Annotated in this window: 14 protein-coding genes; 9 read left to right on the top strand and 5 right to left on the bottom strand. The window is 40.0% G+C overall.

Features of this window, described 5'->3' with window-relative positions; all coding sequences use genetic code 11:
- The first annotated feature begins 9 nt into the window (after positions 1–9).
- The 4 genes from argC to G7092_RS05335 are packed head-to-tail and all read left to right on the top strand — an operon-like array spanning position 10 to position 3,882.
- Positions 10–1,053 (top strand): N-acetyl-gamma-glutamyl-phosphate reductase, encoded by a 1,044-nt coding sequence (argC, locus tag G7092_RS05320; RefSeq protein ID WP_166086928.1) that lies wholly within the window; start codon positions 10–12, stop codon positions 1,051–1,053.
- Positions 1,054–1,113: 60 nt separating this feature from the next.
- The gene (locus G7092_RS05325) at positions 1,114–2,247 is read left to right on the top strand and encodes an aspartate aminotransferase family protein (RefSeq protein ID WP_166086930.1); all 1,134 of its coding nucleotides are present in this window, start codon (positions 1,114–1,116) and stop codon (positions 2,245–2,247) included.
- A 23-nt stretch (positions 2,248–2,270) separates the two neighbouring features.
- Entirely contained in the window at positions 2,271–3,218 is a 948-nt protein-coding gene (locus G7092_RS05330) for an N-acetylornithine carbamoyltransferase (RefSeq protein WP_166086932.1), read from the top strand.
- A gap of 55 nt (positions 3,219–3,273) precedes the next feature.
- A complete protein-coding gene (locus G7092_RS05335; RefSeq protein WP_166086934.1) occupies positions 3,274–3,882 on the top strand; it encodes an FMN-binding negative transcriptional regulator in 609 nt (202 codons plus the stop codon).
- A 15-nt stretch (positions 3,883–3,897) separates the two neighbouring features.
- Here G7092_RS05335 and G7092_RS05340 read toward each other — a convergent pair whose 3' ends face one another.
- Positions 3,898–5,196, bottom strand: coding sequence for an NAD(P)/FAD-dependent oxidoreductase (locus tag G7092_RS05340; protein ID WP_166086936.1), 1,299 nt, complete (start codon positions 5,194–5,196; stop codon positions 3,898–3,900).
- A gap of 203 nt (positions 5,197–5,399) precedes the next feature.
- Here G7092_RS05340 and argB point away from each other — a divergent pair, with 203 nt between their 5' ends.
- The 3 genes from argB to G7092_RS05355 all read left to right on the top strand — a co-directional run bounded on the left by argB (position 5,400) and on the right by G7092_RS05355 (position 8,611).
- Positions 5,400–6,245 (top strand): acetylglutamate kinase, encoded by an 846-nt coding sequence (argB, locus tag G7092_RS05345; RefSeq protein WP_166086938.1) that lies wholly within the window; start codon positions 5,400–5,402, stop codon positions 6,243–6,245.
- Positions 6,242–7,060, top strand: coding sequence for a pyrroline-5-carboxylate reductase (gene proC / locus G7092_RS05350; RefSeq protein WP_166086940.1), 819 nt, complete (start codon positions 6,242–6,244; stop codon positions 7,058–7,060). Before argB ends, proC begins: the two co-directional genes overlap by 4 nt.
- 174 nt (positions 7,061–7,234) lie before the next feature.
- Positions 7,235–8,611, top strand: coding sequence for an aspartate kinase (locus G7092_RS05355; RefSeq protein ID WP_166086942.1), 1,377 nt, complete (start codon positions 7,235–7,237; stop codon positions 8,609–8,611).
- A 30-nt stretch (positions 8,612–8,641) separates the two neighbouring features.
- Here G7092_RS05355 and G7092_RS05360 read toward each other — a convergent pair whose 3' ends face one another.
- A complete protein-coding gene (locus G7092_RS05360; protein WP_166086945.1) occupies positions 8,642–9,142 on the bottom strand; it encodes a hypothetical protein in 501 nt (166 codons plus the stop codon).
- A gap of 367 nt (positions 9,143–9,509) precedes the next feature.
- Here G7092_RS05360 and G7092_RS05365 point away from each other — a divergent pair, with 367 nt between their 5' ends.
- Entirely contained in the window at positions 9,510–12,320 is a 2,811-nt protein-coding gene (locus tag G7092_RS05365) for a S9 family peptidase (protein ID WP_166086946.1), read from the top strand.
- A gap of 86 nt (positions 12,321–12,406) precedes the next feature.
- Here the strand turns inward: G7092_RS05365 and G7092_RS05370 are convergent, their stop codons facing one another.
- The 3 genes from G7092_RS05370 to G7092_RS05380 are packed head-to-tail and all read right to left on the bottom strand — an operon-like array spanning position 12,407 to position 18,043.
- Positions 12,407–13,894, bottom strand: coding sequence for a dihydrolipoamide acetyltransferase family protein (locus G7092_RS05370; RefSeq protein WP_166086950.1), 1,488 nt, complete (start codon positions 13,892–13,894; stop codon positions 12,407–12,409).
- Between the two features lie 55 nt (positions 13,895–13,949).
- Positions 13,950–15,185: a competence/damage-inducible protein A gene (locus tag G7092_RS05375; protein ID WP_166086952.1), complete on the bottom strand. Its 1,236-nt coding sequence runs from the start codon at positions 15,183–15,185 to the stop codon at positions 13,950–13,952.
- A 5-nt stretch (positions 15,186–15,190) separates the two neighbouring features.
- Positions 15,191–18,043 carry a putative LPS assembly protein LptD gene (locus tag G7092_RS05380; RefSeq protein ID WP_166086954.1) on the bottom strand — a complete coding sequence of 951 codons (2,853 nt, stop codon included), beginning with the start codon at positions 18,041–18,043 and terminating at the stop codon, positions 15,191–15,193.
- A 52-nt stretch (positions 18,044–18,095) separates the two neighbouring features.
- Between G7092_RS05380 and G7092_RS05385 the strand changes: the two genes are divergently transcribed.
- Positions 18,096–19,007, top strand: a complete 912-nt coding sequence (locus G7092_RS05385) for an N-acetylmuramoyl-L-alanine amidase family protein (RefSeq protein ID WP_166086956.1) — start codon at positions 18,096–18,098, stop codon at positions 19,005–19,007.
- The last annotated feature ends 51 nt before the right edge of the window (positions 19,008–19,058 follow it).

The raw sequence follows: 19,058 nt of genomic DNA on the forward strand, positions 1-19,058 counted from the left end.
ATAAAAGGTATGACTAATATTATCGAAAATACAGATAGCTCTTCTTCGCTCACTCCCCCTTTAGGGGGCCGGGGGGCTATACGTGCGGGTATTATAGGTGGCGCAGGATACACTGGCGGCGAAATGCTGCGTATACTGATCAACCACCCCAATGTGGAGATAGTTTTTGTAAATAGCAATAGCAATACAGGCAATTACGTTTACGAAGTTCACACCGATCTTTTCGGCGAAACCAATCTTCGCTTTACCGGGGAATTATCATTTGCCATTGATGTGCTTTTCCTCTGTGTTGGTCATGGCGATGCTAAGAAGTTTTTAGAATCGACAATGATCCCTGATCATATCAAAATAATAGACCTGAGTCAGGATTTTAGATTAAGTCAAGGTTCAAAATTCAAAAGTAAAAACTTTGTTTACGGATTGCCGGAGTTAAATCGCGAAGCCATAAAAACTGCTGCTAACATTGCAAACCCTGGCTGTTTTGCTACCTGTTTGCAATTGGGCTTATTACCTTTAGCATCCAAAGGCTTATTAAACAACGATGTACATGTGGCGGCTACAACAGGATCAACAGGTGCAGGCCAAAGCTTAGCGCCTACATCTCACTTTACCTGGCGTAATGATAACCTGTCTGTTTACAAGGCATTTAATCATCAACACCTAAATGAGATAGGTCAGTCGTTAAAACAATTACAAGGCGATTTTAACAAAGCCATCAACTTTATACCTTATCGCGGCGATTTTACCCGTGGTATTATAGCTTCCATCTATACAGATAGCGATCTGAGTGAAGAAAAAGCATTGGAACTGTATAAAAGTTACTACGAAGGTCATCCTTTTACCCATGTAACCAATCGCAACATCGATCTGAAACAGATCGTGAATACCAACAAGTGCTTTATTCAAGTGACTAAACACGAGGGTAAACTATTAATCATCAGCATACTGGATAATTTACTTAAAGGCGCCTCTGGCCAGGCAGTACAAAACATGAATTTGTTATTTGGCTTAGATGAGCGCGCAGGGCTACGACTTAAGGCGACCGCTTTTTAAGCTTTCGCCACAATTGCAGCATTGTTAATTTAAGTTTTTAATCTATTATCTTTTTCAAAAATGAATCTATTCGACGTATATCCTGTTAACCCAATAAATATAGTAAAAGGCCAGGGCAGCCTGGTTTATGATAATCATGGTACTGAGTACCTGGATATGTACGGCGGTCATGCCGTAATATCTATCGGTCATACCCATCCACATTATGTAAAACGGTTGGAGGATCAGTTGCACCAGTTGGGTTTTTACTCTAACTCTATTGAGATCCCAATTCAAAAAGAACTGGCAGCCAAATTAGGCAAAGTATCAGGCAAAGATGACTATCAGCTATTTATGTGTAACTCTGGTGCCGAAGCCAATGAGAATGCTTTAAAACTGGCCTCATTTTATAATGGCAAGAAAAAAGTGATCGCCTTTACCAAAGCATTTCATGGTCGTACTTCTTTGGCAGTTGCTGTTACAGACAATCCTAAGATCGTTGCACCAATTAATGAAACAGATAACGTAATATTCTTACCATGGACCGATGAAGCTGCATTAGAACAAGCCTTTGCCGATCATGGAAATGAAATATCATCCGTTATTATCGAAGGTATACAAGGTGTTGGCGGTATACAGGTAGCTCCGGAAAGTTTCCTGCAAAAAATTCGCTCTTTGTGCGATCAGCATAATGCCGTTTTCATAGCTGATTCTGTTCAATGCGGTTACGGACGTACCGGTAAATTTTTCTCGCAGGATTTTTCTGGTATAAATGCCGATATCTATAGCATGGCTAAAGGTATGGGTAACGGTTTCCCTGTAGGCGGTATTATTATTTCACCCAAAATACAGCCAGCTTATGGTATGCTGGGCACTACTTTTGGCGGAAACCATCTGGCTTGTGCGGCTGGTTTAGCGGTATTGGAAGTAATAGAGCAGGACAACCTGCTGCAAAATGCGGCAACTATTGGCGAATACCTGATCAAAGAACTTAAGAAACTGGAACAGGTTAAAGAAGTTCGTGGCCGGGGTCTGATGATTGGTATTGAATTACCAGAGGAGTTGGCAAATGCACGCAAAGACCTTTTATTTAAACACCATATTTTTACAGGTGAAGCCAAACCAAACGTGGTAAGGTTACTACCTGCTTTAAATTTAACCAAAGCACACGCCGACAGATTTTTAGAGGCTTTTGTAAATGTTTTAAACCAATAATTCGCTATTAAATATCCGGGCTAATGAAACTATTCTCTTCTGTAAATGATGTTGCTGATATCAATGCTCTCGTAAAAGAAGCTTTGAAGCTTAAACAAAATCCGTATGCTAATCAGGATCTGGGTAAAAACAAAACCCTGGCACTGGTATTTTTAAACCCAAGTTTGCGTACACGTATGAGTACCCAAAAAGCGGCTCTTAATTTAGGCATGAACGTAATGGTGCTTAATATCGATAAGGAAGGATGGGCTTTAGAACTCCGTGACGGCGTGATTATGGATGGCAGCACTGTAGAGCATATCCGCGAAGCCGCTGGCGTTATGGGGCAATATGCTGACATTATCGGCGTACGCTCGTTCCCTGGTTTAAGAAATCGTGAAGAGGATTATAGTGAGATGATATTCAATAAGTTCGTGCAGTTTTGTAAAGTGCCGGTGGTAAGTTTGGAGTCGGCTACACGCCACCCACTGCAAAGTTTAGCGGACCTCATCACCATCGAAGAATTGAAAACCACAGCACGCCCAAAAGTGGTATTAACCTGGGCTCCGCATATTAAACCTCTGCCACAGGCTGTACCAAATTCTTTCGCAGAGTGGATGTGTAAGGCTGAAGTTGATTTCACCATTGCCCAGCCCAAAGGTTATGAGCTTTGCACCGATTTTACCCGGGGAGCAAACATTGCTTATGACCAGGACGAAGCATTAAAAGGCGCCGACTTTATCTATGTAAAAAACTGGTCGGCCTACGAGCCTTACGGTAACATCCTCGGTAAAAACGAGGAGTGGATGCTGACCAACGAAAAGCTAAAGATCACCAATGATGCAAAAGTTATGCATTGCTTACCCGTACGCCGCAACCTGGAGCTTTCAGACGAAATTCTGGATGGGCCAAACTCAGTAGTAGTGCACGAAGCCGGTAACCGGGTCTGGGCTGCTCAGGCAGTACTAAAGCAAATGCTGGAAAGTTTGTAGCATGAGTTGGTTCAGATGTCTTGTATCTTGGATCTCATAATCTTGATTCTTTATTATGTACATCCCATCATTCAACAAATTCGAAAGCGAGCAGGAAGCCATCAGCTTTATGCAACGCTACAGTTTCGCTACTATAGTTACATCTAATAATGAAGTACCGGTAGCTACGCACCTGCCATTTATAATTGAACAACGCGATGATAAGCTGGTCTTATCATCGCATTTTGCAAAAGCCAATCCACAGGCAACAGGTATAGAAGGCAAAAATGCACTCGTAATCTTTACCGAACCCCATGCCTATATATCACCCGCTAACTACGAAAAGGAAGCCAACGTACCAACATGGAACTATCTGGCCGTACATGCCTATGGAAAAGCAGCTTTATTAACCGATACTGCAGATCTGCTTGCCCGTACCATCGACAATTACGAAGAAAATTACCTGCAACAATGGAATAACCTTCCCGATGACTACAAGCAAAAAATGATGAAAGGGATTGTAGGTTTTGAAATTATAGTGGATGACCTTCAAGCCAAGAAAAAACTAAGCCAAAACCGCAGCGAACAGGAAAAAGAAAACATTATCAATACTTTAAGTAAAAGCACAAATACTACTGATAATGAGATAGCTGAATACATGAAGCTTATTAAACCCAAACAGTAATCAGTTGCTTATATTTTACTTTGGCTCCGGATCAATAGCCCGGGTCTTAATATCAAAATACCGGATGATCAATCGGTTATCACTATTCTTCGTAAAGTAAGATATGGCCCAGCTAAAAAATATAGTCCCTTTGTTGGTGAATCCGGCTAATGACATAATATGTACCACACCCCATATTATCCAGGCAATAAATCCCTGCAGATGAATTTTACCAATATCAGCCACTGCTTTATTTCGGCCAATAGTAGCCAGTGATCCTTTATCATTATATTTAAATGGGACGGTGGCTTCACCATTAATCATACGAACCAGGTTTTTGCCCAGATGCCTTCCCTGTTGTATGGCTACCTGTGCCACACCGGGGTGTCCATTTGGGGTATCGGTTGTGATCACCGCGGATACATCGCCTATGGCAAATATATTAGCATAACCATTTACCCGGCCAATACCATCGGTTTGGATACGATTACCTTTAGTGATGGATGTTTCGGGCATACCTTCAGGCACCTCTCCTTTTACACCTGCTGCCCATAAAACATTACGGGTTAATATAGTGGTACCATCATCAATTTTAAGTTCGGTACCATTATAGCTTTGCACATGCACACTATTAAATATGGTTACATCCATATCCAATAAGAACTTTTTAGCCTTTGCAGATGCTCCAGCTGAAAACGAAGCCAACAGTTCGGGTTTACCCTCAACAAGGTAAACTTTCATACTATGCTTGCGCAAACCATGATAATCTTTCATCAATATCAATTGGCGCATTTCGGCCAAAGCGCCAGAAAGTTCAACCCCGGTTGGGCCACCTCCCACTACTACAAATGTCATTAAAGCTGCTTTTTCCTCGGGATCCTTAGCTATTAATGACATTTCCAGATTTTGAAGTATCAGGCTGCGCAGGTTCAATGCTTCGGGAATATTTTTCATAGGCATGGCAAAATGCTCTATTTCCTTATTTCCAAAAAAGTTGGTATTTGAGCCTGTTGCTATAATCAGGTAATCAAAATAAATAGTCCCTATATTAGTAGTGAGTGTATTGTTTTCCGGATTTACACGTTCCACTTCGGCCAGGGCAAACCTGAAATTATCTTGTTTGGTAAATATCCTTCTGATAGGGAACCCGATCGAGTCGGCAGCAATGCCGCCAGCGGCCACCTGGTAAAGTAAAGGCTGAAAGGTATGATAATTATGCTTATCCAATAAAAGCACATCTACGGGCGCATTTTTAAGATTTTTGGCTAGTTCCAGACCACCAAATCCTCCACCTATAATAACTACACGGGGTTTTGTACCTTTCTTTTGATCCATAGAAAAACTTTTAAGCAAGTTTAGTGCCTTAAAAACTCAATATTACTAATTATTTCATAATCAAATTGTAAAGTTACGCAGATAACACTTTAATCATTTTTTAACATTTTTTGAATAAAATACGCTATAAATTCATATTTTTAGCAAGTTCCTGTTTAATTTAATAGGAATTTAACATCAAGAAGGTTATATTACTATTAACAATGGATAAAATTGATACAGATTCGGGAAATTCTACCCTATTACAGGAAAATAAAAGCTTGTACATCATAAAAATAGGAGGAAACGTAATTGATAACTCCGAAAACCTGTATCATTTTCTGAAAGATTTTGAAGGGTTGGATGGTTTTAAAATATTAGTACACGGCGGCGGCAAGGTAGCTACTCAAATTGCTGAGGAATTAGGCATCGAAGCCAAAATGGTTGATGGCAGGCGCATCACCGATATTGAAACCCTAAGGGTGGTTACCATGGTGTATGGTGGCCTCATCAATAAAAATATAGTGGCGCAGCTTCAGCGCTTCGGTAACAATGCTATTGGCCTTACCGGGGCCGATGGTAATTTTATAAGAGCCAAAAAACGCCCGGTAAAAACCATTGATTATGGCTTTGTAGGCGATATAGATAAAGATTCCATCAATCCTGAAAACATAAGCCGCTTAATGCAGGCAGGCTTTACCCCGGTTTTTTGCGCCTTAACGCATGATGGCGAAGGGCAGTTGTTAAATACCAATGCTGATACTATTGCTTCGGCACTGGCTGTATCACTATCGTCATTGTATAAAACAACGCTTATTTACTGTTTTGAGAAAAAGGGTGTGCTGCAGGATATTAATGATGATGAATCGCTGATCAGGGAAATTGACCCCGTACATTACGAAGAATTGAAGGCCCGGCACATTATACATAGCGGCATGTTACCCAAACTTGATAATGCTTTTACCGCTATTGCTTGCGGCGTAAAAGCAGTAATCATAGGTAAATCTGACGACCTGGGACAATTAAAAGAAAATAAACCATTTGGAACACGTTTAAGCAAAAACGCATGAATTCATCACAGCATTTAGCCATTTTAGGATCTGGTAACATTGGGCTGTCATTAGCCAAAGGGTTAGTAAAAGCAAACATTTGCAAACCCCAGCAAATTTCACTCACACGCCGTAACGTATCGGCATTGGCAGAATATGCCCAATTAGGCTATCATACTACCGATAATAATACTAAGGCAGTAAAAAAAGCCGATATTATTGTTTTGGCCGTACTCCCCCAACAGCTTAATAAACTACTGGATGAAATAAAACCCGTTATAAAAGCTGAAAAGCAATTGATCATTTCCGTAATATCCGGAGTTACTTGTAACGATATCCGCCAGCAGCTTGATTTGAATGTACAGGTAATAAGAGCTATGCCCAATACGGCTATAGCCATTGGTCACTCTATGACCTGTATTGCTACTGATAATGGCACCAATAAAAATATAAACCTGGTAAAATCTCTGTTTGATACCGTAGGTATGAGTATCCAGATCAATGAAGAGCTGATGACTTCGGCAACGGCTCTTTGTGCCTGTGGTATCGCGTTTTTCCTGCGTTCTATCCGTGCGGCCTCACAAGGTGGTACCGAGATAGGCTTTCATGCACATGATGCTTTAAAAATGGCGGCCCAAACCGCTAAAGGAGCTGCCGATCTGCTGTTGCAGCTGGCATCACACCCGGAGCAGGAGATTGATAAGGTTACCTCGCCAAGCGGATGTACTATTGCCGGTTTAAATGAAATGGAGCACAATGGTTTCAGTTCGGCTATGATCAAAGGCATTAAGCTTTCGGCAGAAAAGGCGGGAGATCTTTATAAGAAGGACGAATAAGCACAATATTATTTTGATAGCCCGTGTATCAATATGATATACCGGGCTAAATAGCACACAAAATACAATAATCTAAAAACCAATTCCTTAAACGTGCCATATCAACTAAAAAACCATCATTTTGCAGATGGTACGGTTTTGGCATTCATGCGCTAAAAGCGTTTATTTATAAAAATGTTAACAGTCGAAAAAATTGGCGGTACCTCTATGACCGCCTTAAGTGATGTCATCAAAAACATCATCTTATTTGAACGTTCCGGACAACAATTGTACAATCGCATCTTTGTAGTATCGGCCTTTTCAGGGGTAACCAATCTCCTGCTTGAAAATAAAAAAACCGGAGCACCCGGTGTTTATCATAAACTGGCTACTTATAAAGATTTTCATAAACCGCTTAAAGCCCTTATCGTAAAGCTAAAGCAGATCAATAAAAGCTATGAAAGCCTGGGCTTAAATATTGCCGAAGCAGATAAATTTATTGAACAACGTCTTAAAGATGCGCAGACCTATCTCGAAAACATCGCTAATATTCTGGCCTCTGGTTATGTAAACAAAGATGATGTGCTGCTGGCTGCCCGCGAAATCCTGGCGTCAATAGGCGAAAGTCACTCGGCGTTTAACTTTACTAATATCCTGCAAAATATGGGTATTAACGCCACGTTTGTTGACTTGAGTGGGTTTCATGACCATCGATCTTTCACTATTGATCAGCGCATTAAGAAAGATCTGCAGGATATCGATTTTGAAAATACGATCACCATCGTAACTGGCTATACCAAAGGTACGGAGGGTATCATGCGAGAATTTGACCGTGGCTATTCCGAAGTTACTTTTAGTAAAATAGCCGTAGCCGTTAAACCGGAAGAAGCCATTATACATAAAGAATATCACCTATGCACAGCTGATCCGGAACTGGTTGGTGTTGATAATTGTTTTCCTGTGGGTAATACAAACTACGATGTAGCTGATCAATTGGCCGATGTGGGCATGGAAGCGATACATCCTAAGGCATCAAAGCCACTGGAGATACACGATATCGATCTCCGCATCAAAAATACTTTTCAGCCTGAACACCCGGGTACATTGATAACCCGCGAATATATATGCGATAAAAAACGCGTTGAGGTAATAACAGGCACAGAACGTGTGATGATGATTGACATCTACGATCCATCCATGGTAGGTAATGTAGGTACCGATTTCCACATCATGCAGCTGTTCTATAAATTCGGTGTAAGCTATACGTTTAAGGCCACCAGCGCCAATAGTATCTCTATAGTGATATGGGATAAGGATTTTAATAAAAAGCTGATACAAGAGCTCGAAAACGATTATGAGAAGGTAACTGTAGAAAAAATGGCTATGGTTTGTCTCATAGGCTCTAATATGGATCAACCAGGCTTGCTGGCTAAATCTGCAACGGCATTAGCTCAAAAAGGCATCAATATCAAAAGCTGTGGTTTTGCCCTGCGTAAGGTTAACATCCAGTTCCTGGTAGCCCGCGAGGATTTTAAAGAAGCCATCAAAGCTTTGAATAAAGCGATGATATAAATAGAATGGAAGCAGAATATAAAACTAATTTTATACCTTGCTTCCATCTATTTCTTGAGCTTGAATGCTATAGTTATTAAGGGTGGTTATAAGGTTTTTCATATCAGCTTTAACGCAACTTAAATTGATATTAAATCGTTCTTTACGTTTCGAGTAATAAAGATATCTAATGTAAAAGTTACTAAAGAACTTTAAATATTTAGCTGGATCATTTACTTTAATATAAAGTGTGCGATTATCCTCATCTGCATCAATTACGTCAATATCAATCCAATAATATTTTATGTTATTGACACCATCAAAAACATAAGTCTCATTGGCCTCTAACAATGGCTTTTTTCTCAGCCCCAGCATTACAGATTTATAGTTGTTCACAAAAAGATATATCAGCATCAGGCAAAGTATGGGGCCTACGTAATAATAAAAATGATCTGACTTTCTCAAAATTTGAATAATGGCAATTGATAGGTAAACTAAAACAATCCCAAATGTACCAAGCAGATTTTTGCTAAGTCTGAAGTAATATTTCATGGTTAATAACAAAGTAGCTAATATAACATAACAATAAGCTCATCACCAATAGCTTGTTTCACTACAGTCACCTCCATGCCCTCTGCGAGAAAACAGGGGTATAAAGGTGGGTTTACACTTTAAAGGTGCTAAATTGCATAAATTACGCATAAATATTTGATTATCAATTATTTTAAATTATATTAACCATAAAAAGTGTAAACCCATGTAAACCCACTTTTTGTCACAAACTGCTTTATCTGTTCAGGCATTATGCTTACAACATGCTTTAAATGCCCCCATGGATTTAAAGAACAGTAATTTTCCTGTGACTAAATTTTAATAAATGTCCTGTTTTTAGCATATTTAACTCTTAATTAAGTTTCTTATGCGCAAAACCTTACTCCTGTTATTTTCGATCTTTATTTTTCTTAATGTATCTGCTCAAAAGACAGAAAAAAAACCTTTAGACAATACCGTTTTTGATGGATGGCAAAGCATCAGCAACCAGCACATCAGTAACAATGGCAAATGGATATTTTACGTAATAAAACCACAGCAAGGAGATGCTGAGCTGGTGATCACCAATACAGCTAATTCCACTAAAATAAGGATACCCCGTGCTGATACGGCCAGCTTCATTAACGATTCCAGGTTTGTCACTTTCCTGATCAGGCCATTTTATAAAGCCATCCGCGAGGCTAAAATCAAAAAGAAAAAACAGGCGGAGTTTCCAAAAGATACACTGGGCATTATTACCTTGGGTTCCCAATCTATTACCAAGGTGCCTGCTATTCGGTCGTTTAAGCTTTCGGCAAATGCACCGGTAGTAGCCTACCTGGCCGCTGCTGATACGATAAAAAAACCGCTCCCTAACGACACCTCAAAAAAAGCTGTAAGCGCAACAATTGCTCCTTCTACACATGAAGGTTCAAATTTAACCGTAAACAAATTAGGTACCACCATAACACGTACATTCAAATATGCTACCGATTATCAATTAAGCAAAAATGGAAAGCTATTGGCGTTTGCGGTTACCGCGCCTGCAAAACAGAAAGATGTCAAATCGGGCATGTATGTTTATGATATTGATAAAAATGTGCTTAAGGTCATAAGTACCGGTCGCGGCAATTACCGCAATATCACAATCGACGATGAAGGTAAACAGCTGGCCTTTACCGCCGAAAAAAATCCTGAAAAGGCATTAGTTAAACCCTTTAAACTGTATTATTATACAAACAGTCGTGATAGTGCGGTAATTATAGCCGAAGCTGGATCAAAAGGCCTTTCAGAACATTGGGCTGTAAGTGGTGATGGTAAGGTTTACTTTAGCAAAAGTGGCAGTAACCTGTTTTTTGGTACCGCCCCTATCCCCAAACCCGCTGATACTACTATTGTTGATTTTGAAGTGGCTAAACTGGATATCTGGAATTATAAGGACGATTATCTGCAGCCCCAACAGTTAAAAAACCTGCAAACAGAATTAAAACGTAGCTACCTGGCTGTTATAAAACCAAATGAGGCAGAGCCTAGACCATTACAATTAGGCAGTAAGGCAGTACAGGAAATACTGGTTGCCGAAAATAAAGACGCCCGTTATGTTTTGGGAGTAACTGATACCGGGGCTCGCATACAAGCCCAATGGCAAGGCGGCACTAAACAACAAGCTATTTTGATTGATACCAAAAGCGGCAATAAACGCCTTATTAACGCGAGCGCCAGAGCACGATACCGGATATCCCCTGATGGCAAATATGTGATATGGTTTGATCTGGAGCAACAAAACTGGTTCTGCTATACCATTGCCAATGGACAAAAAAATAACCTTACAGCTACTACTGGAACAAAAATGAGCGACGAACTAAATGATGTTCCTGATTACGCGTCGGATTATGGTCTTGCTGGTTGGTTACAGGGCGATAAAGCTGTTTTAATATATGATCGATATGATATCTGGAAAATCGACCCCGCTACAGGTGCTGTTACTAACTTTACCAATGGTATTGGCCGCAAGAATAAATTCATTATCCGCTATGATGCTACCGATCCGGAACAGAAGTTTATTCCGTTAAAACAGCAAATGTGGCTGCAAACCCAAAACGAGACTAATAAACAATGGGGCTATTATACTAAATATCCGGAGAGCAATTCTGTTCCGGAAAAGGCTACGATGATCCCGATGAGTTATGGCGATCTGTTAAAAGCAAAAAACGCCAATACCTACATCTATACCAAAGCCAGCTATGAACTGCCTCCTGATTTATATGTATCGTCAGATCTGAAAAAAGAAACCAAACTAAGTGATATCAATCCACAACAGGCCAATTATAATTGGGGCACCGTATCACTAGTACATTGGACAACTCCCAAAGGATATCATTCGGAAGGTATTTTGTACAAACCTGAAGATTTTGATCCCAATAAAAAATATCCAATGATCGTATATTTTTATGAGAAACTATCAGAAGGGCTTTATAACTATATAGCTCCAGCCCCTACTCCATCGCGATTACCAATCTCGTACTTTGTGAGCAATGGATATTTGGTTTTTGCGCCCGATATCAGCTATCAAACCGGGCATCCGGGTGCATCAGCGGTTGAATATATTAATTCGGGTGTAGAAGCGCTTAAAAAGAACACGTGGGTTGATGCGGCCCATATTGGCATCCAGGGACAAAGCTGGGGAGGCTATCAGGTGGCTTATCTCATCACACAAACTAATATGTATGCCGCTGCCTGGGCCGGCGCACCTGTAGCCAACATGACATCGGCTTATGGTGGTATACGTTGGGAATCGGGTGTAAACAGGCAATTTCAGTATGAAAGAACACAAAGCCGTATTGGTGCCACTTTGTGGGAAAAACCTGAGCTGTACATAGAAAATTCACCCTTATTTCAGCTCCCTAAAGTGCAAACGCCTGTAATGATCATGAGTAATGATGCCGATGGCGCCGTGCCATGGTATCAGGGTATAGAAATGTTTACCGCCTTGCGTCGCCTGGGGAAACCTGTTTGGCTTTTACAATACAATGGCGAAGCACATAACCTGGTTTTAAGACAAAACCGTAAGGACATCACCATACGTGAGCAGCAATTTTTTGACCATTTTTTAAAAGGCGCACCTCTGCCTGTTTGGATGGCTAAAGGGGTACCTGCTGTTGACAAAGGGAAAGAGTGGGGTTTTGAATTAGTGAAGTAATATACAATCAAAACAAATCCAGTTTTGGAATACAACAAAAAAGCCAGGTATTGCCTGGCTTTTTTGTTGTATGTATATCAATTAAATTATATCGTTCTGTTTGGATCCCATTGCTCCAGATAATCAGCAACACGGCGTACAAATGATCCGCCCAGGGCCCCATCAACCACACGGTGATCGTAGGATAATGACAGGAACATCATATGACGGATAGCGATCATATCACCTTCTTTTGTTTCGATTACAGCAGGTTTTTTCCTGATAGCGCCAACAGCTAAAATAGCTACCTGTGGCTGATTAATAATAGGCGTACCCATTACATTACCAAATGAGCCAACGTTAGTAATAGTAAATGTACCATCCTTTACATCATCAGGCTGCAATTTGCCGATACGAGCTCTGTTAGCCAGATCATTTACCGCTTTGGTAATGCCCAACAAGTTTAACTCATCAGCCTTTTTAATCACCGGTACTATCAAATTGCCACTTGGTAAAGCAGTAGCCATGCTGATGTTAATAGCCGCTTTTTTGATGATCTGTGTACCATTTACGGTAATATTGATCATCGGGAAATCTTTGATAGCTTTTACAACAGCCTCGATAAATATAGGTGTAAAGGTTATCTTTTCACCTTCACGTTTTTCAAAGCTACTCTTAACCTTATCGCGCCATAACACCAGGTTGGTTACATCGGCCTCCACAAATGAAGTAACATGCGGCGAAGTATGTTTACTCATCACCATATGATCGGCAATTAAACGGCGCATTCTGTCCATTTCAATAACTTCATCCGCGCCGGATACCGAAGCAACAGGCTTTGGTGCCTCTTCTGTTTTAGCTGGTTCTGCAACTGGAGTGGCAACCGGAGGAGGCGTATAAGTATTTGCGACAACCGGCGGTGCCACAGGAGCGCTAAATGTTACCGGAGCTTGTTGCTTCAATGGTTCTTCTGCTTTTTGAGTAGCAGATGATTTCTGTTTATGTTGCAGATAGTTTAAAAGGTCATCTTTGGTTAAACGCCCGTCAGAGCCGCTTCCCGGTATCTTGTCCAGTTCATCGGTACTGATACCTTCCTGACTGGCAATATTTTTTACTAATGGCGAATAAAAACGTCCTTCACTTTTAAATGAAGGGGCATCGGTAGCAATATTCTTTTTCTCCAATTGATCCAAACCTGGTATAGCCAGAGATTCAGCTAAAACCGCGGGCTGCTCATTTTGTACCGTTTCTGTAATGTGGCTGGCAGTTTGTGCAGGAGCCGCTTCTTCTGTAGCTTTTTGTTCTTCTACAGGTTGTACAGCTGTTGTTTTTTCAGTTTCATTTGAAGCAGGTTCATTGGTTTCAATGATGGCGATCACAGATCCCACCTGAACAACATCATTCTCTTTGTAGAGTTGTTCAATAAGTTTACCAGCTACCGGTGATGGAACATCCGAATCAACTTTATCCGTTGCTATTTCCATTACTGCTTCATCAGCATCTATATGATCACCTGGATTTTTTGTCCATTTAATTATAGTTGCTTCTGCAACACTCTCACCCATTTTTGGCAATAATAGTTGGTATTTGGCCATTCTAAAATTATAGTTTCTCTCCCAAAATTAGGAATTTCGATCAGTACTTTACAATTTATGTGAGTAAAGTATTCAACATTGTTAACGCCGTTACAGCACTCCTTTCAATGTTTTGACGGCGTTTATTACCGAATGTGTATTTCTTTATTAACATTTTTTGATTGCCTGCAACCGCAATCCACACAGTACCAACAGGTTTAGTATCAGTACCTCCGTCTGGACCTGCAATACCAGTTATAGCTATAGCAAAATCCGATTTGAAATTCTTTAAAGCGCCTTCTACCATTTCTTTTACGGTTTGCTCACTTACAGCACCAAAATTGTCCAACGTTTCTTGTTTTACGCCTAAAATACTTTCTTTTAGCTCATAAGCATAAGTAACACCGCCGCCTAAAAATACAGATGAACATCCGGGATGCTGGGTAAACAAATGTGAAAGATAACCGCCTGTACAACTTTCAGCAACAGATAAAGTAAGTCCTTGAGCTTCCATTTTATTGAGTATTGCTTTTTCAAGAGCAATATCCTCATCTATTACAAAAGCAGCCCCTATACGCTCAATTATCTTTTGGGCAAATTGATCTACTTGCTCCTGTAAATCTGTTTCCTGATCAGCAAACGCACTTAAGCGTAAACGCACCATGCCCAACTTGGGCAAATAGGCTAGTTTAATGTGAGCGGGAAGACTATCTTCAATATCGGCTATACGTTCGGCTAAAAAGGATTCTCCTTCTCCTGCAGTCAAAATGGTTTTATGAATGATAACGGGTAGCTTGAACAGTTCTTTAATTTGAGGTAGTACCCGCTCTGTCATCATGTACATCATCTCAAAAGGTACTCCCGGCATAGATATGTAGGTAACTTTATTTTCATAAAACCACATGCCCGGCGCTGTGCCATTTTGATTAAAGATCACTTTGCAGTTAGCTGGTACGTAAGCCTGTAAACGATTCACCTCAAGTAAGGGGCGATTATAACGGGCAAAAATACCTTTTACATGTTCAAGGGTTTCTGCATCTTCCACCAGTTCAACACCAAAATATTCTGCTAATGTTTTTTTAGTAATGTCATCCTTGGTTGGCCCCAAGCCTCCGGTAATAAAAACAATATCCACTCGATTGGTAGCCTCGGCCAGGGCTTTCAGGATATGTTCACGATCATCAGATATCGAGGATATTTGTTTTACACGGATGCCAATTTGATTTAGCTCGGTGGCCATCCAGGCCGAATTGGTATCAACAATTTGACCTATAAGTATTTCGTCGCCTATGGTTATAATTTCTGCCAGCATTTTAATTAGTAAAAGGTTCCACTATTGGTATAATCATTTCGCTTGCTCAGTTTCAGATCCTGCAATATAGTTGATTTTACCTTCAGCGTAACATTATATGATTTCAAATAACCAAAAGGTATCCATTGAATGGAAAGATCCCAGCAATGCAGATCGCGATAAATCGAAAATGAAGTTGCGCTCCCTAATTTCCCAGCTTTGATATCATAGTTAGTTGAATATTGCACTTTCCACTTAGGCGAAACATTGACATCCCCGCTTATCTGTACTGTATTGCTCGTTGTGACTGTATTTAATGAATTAGTATAGCTATAGCTGTAATTAAAGTTAATATTCCAGGGCACATTAAAATCAACGTAAGCATTCGGGTCGCTATTTACCAAAGCCAAACGCTGGGATTGGGTTGGCGTAAGGTTAGCCAGACCGTTTACCGCTCCCGGGGTACCGCGCGCCGCCGCTTTGGTTGAATTTAAACTACCACTCATAGATATACCTATATTTGATAATTGAGGAAACTTGCCATCTTGCCAGGTATAACGATTGATCGGAACAGCGTATCGTTTGATAGTGTTGTTTTCTATAGAATCCCGAATAGATGTCACATATGGGTTAAAGCTCCCCTGAAAGCTAATGCTCAACTTTTGATTAAAAATGGCGGTATGCCCCGAAAACGTAATGGGTGAAAGCTTCATAGAATCGGCGGCAAAATTGTAGAAGGTTGAAAAAGATAAACCCTGCAAAATAGTTATCTTACGATCTGTACCCGATGTATCTGTACTTTTTGCCTTTACTTTGGCTTCAATCGTATTATCTACGCTAAAATTAAGTCCGGCTTGCTTACCTGGCGAAGGGCCTCCATAAACAGCTCCATCAAAAATAGAATATTTCTGGGAGGCATATGGATAAGGTATGGTAGCATTACTTACCGCAGTTTTATAATATCCAAAACTTGGATCAGAAAAATCCGGGCGGTAACCAAAGCTTATAGAAGGTGTCATTACGTGTCTGATCGCTTTCAGATTTCCATGTTTAAAATTTACCTGACCGTACAATTTAGTAGATAAGCCGGTACTGACACTATATTCTCCGGCGCGTTTAAAACCAGGTACAGTATCTGTGATCAACTGATCGGAGTTACTGGTACTTCCGCGTTCAAATCTTTTAGTTATACTTTGAAAATACCAACGCTCGGTATAGTTAATGCTGCTGTTAAACTGGAAGTATTTCAACACATTAAGACCTAAACTCACAGGTATCTGATGCTGGAAACCATTTTGTAAACGTTTTGAAAGCGTTTCACTTTTAAAAAGCTCGGCCTCCGGTATGTTATTTACCTTATTGGTGGCCGTCATGTTATAGCTTACTGTAATTTTCTGATACCATTTTTGCTCGCCTACCCTATCTTTAGAATCAAATGGATTTATGGACGACATACCAAAGGCCACCGTTGGTAATTCTATAGTAATGGTTTTATTGGCGATATCCTGGCTATGCGACAAACCAACACTTAAATTGAATGGTGTACCAGCCCATGTTTTACCATAAGATATACTTGAGCGTAAGCTGCTTGTAGCTATAGTATTTACATTGACCGTTCCCCTGGTATTTCTGAAAAAGCCCGAAGTACCGGCATTTACCGAGGCGCTAAAGGTAGAGCCGGGGTTAGCGTTAGGGTCTTGGGAGTGCGTCCAGTCAATATGAACGTCTTTTGTAGCCGGATCACCGGGTAAGCCATAATTATGCGATCCAAAGCTTAACGCAAGGTTACCAGTATATTTATATCTTTTTAAATAACGCATCACGCTATTTAACTCATATGATCCTTTTGAATATACGGTAGCTGTAGTAGTAAGGTCAATATAATCATTAAAACCTAAGTAGTATCCAAAATTGGAGAGTTTAAACCCAAGCTGTTGATCCTCGCCAAAAGTGGGTAGTATAACACCTGATGTTCGTTGATTTGGTTTCGGGAAAAAACCAAACGGAATAGCTAATGGTAAAGGAATTCCTTCAATTTCAAGATAGGCAGGCCCTGAGATGATCCTATTTTTTTCACCAATACCCCGGGTTATCACGATTCCAAAGTGGGTTTCCGGGTATGGGAGATCGCAAGTACTGAATATTACATTGCGATAAGCCACTTCAGTTTCGTTCAGTTTTTTTGCCTGTCCGCCGGATATAAAATTACCCTCTTGTTCTGACGCCGGGTTATATAGTTTTCCCTTTTTAGTTTCATAGTTAAACAACAGCGAATCGGAAGATACTGGTTTCTCAGTTTTTTGCTTCGATATTGGCCGGCCTATATAACGGTGTGTACGAGGGTCTATACTTCCGCGAGCGAATATGATGTGATTTTTCTGATCAACACGGATAAAATCAGCATCGAGTTCAAAGTCTTCATAAGTAACACGCGCACGTCCGTATAAATACAAAATATTATGCTCGTTATCTACATGAGTAGAATCTTCGGCCACAGCCTTTACTTCTGATTGTATATCACCTTTCTTTTGTGTGGTATCAGTTTGGGCAGTTGTTTTCTTTGTCGCGGGAGTGGCTCCATTTTTTTTGCCCTTAACAGCTTTTCCGTTTTTAATGGTGTCGCGTTTTATAATCGTATCGGTAGCAGGAACTATATTATAATTATTATTTAAACCTGTGTTTTCAACACCAAGGGTGCTTATATTTTGTTTAGTTTTCTTAATCCTAAGCAGTTTCTTGTCCCGAACAGAATCAAGTTTTATAATAGTATCTCTAACAGGTTTGCTGCTATGGCCTTTATACGTATTTTTGCTTTCGGCAGAAAGTACACTCACCGTTAAAATAATTGCAAGCAGAAAAAAGAAGGTTGTGAATTTCAAAATTGATTATGAATAGTATTTTTGCAGATAAAGTTAACAGCGTTCAAAAATAATGAAAAATAGGGCATTGAAAAGATTGATTTATAGTTTATCGGTATTGCTGGCATTCCTTTCATATTTTCCGGTCACATCTTATGGTTCCATAAAAAAAGATACAGTTATAAATAACACTGGTTTCAAGATCAAAACTATTATTATTGATGCCGGTCACGGAGGTAAACCATCCAGTAATGTGGGTCACTTTTCACATGGCGCATCAGGCGAATATTCTACTGAAAGGAATGTAACGCTTGCGATTGCGTTAAAATTGCAAAAAGCGGTAGAAAAAGATATACCGGGTGTAAAAGGGGTGCTTACCCGCAGCACCGAAGATGATGTTTCATTTGAACGGCGTGCCGAAATTGCCAATGAAAATAAAGGGGACGTTTTTATTTCGATACACTGTAATTCTTTATCGGATAGACGCGTAAGCAGAAGAGTAGGTACCAAACATCATAAACCGGTTTATAAAACAAGTTTGGTTCCCGATCGTTCAGGTAAAGGAGTGTTACTATTGGTTTATGCATTAAAACGCACAAGAGAGGCCGAAAATGAGATTAAAAAAAACCAGGTTGAAGGCGACTCTGAGCTTGATGGAGGAGCTTTAGATCCCAACGATCCCATAACTATTATTTTAACAAACGAGTATAAAAGAAAATTCAGGCAGCAAAGTATAAATCTGGCAACATTACTTAATAAAGAGTTTGTTGAAACAGACGGAAGGCCAAGTGAAGGTATAAGAGATCAGAGCATTTATGTATTGTGTCATAGTTCTATGCCATCTGTTTTGGTAGAAACAGGATATATTAATAATCCTGATGATGAGGCTTATTTAAATTCAGAGGATGGACAAAATACCATTGTCAATTCGATTGTAAGGGCTTTAACAAATTTTAAAAATGAGGTTGAGCAGGTTTCAAAGTAATATAGTTTAGCTTTACCTGTTATATAAAATCAAGCAACATCAACAATTCAA

The sequence above is a fragment of the Mucilaginibacter inviolabilis genome, assembly GCF_011089895.1.
GTDB classification, from domain to species: domain Bacteria; phylum Bacteroidota; class Bacteroidia; order Sphingobacteriales; family Sphingobacteriaceae; genus Mucilaginibacter; species Mucilaginibacter inviolabilis.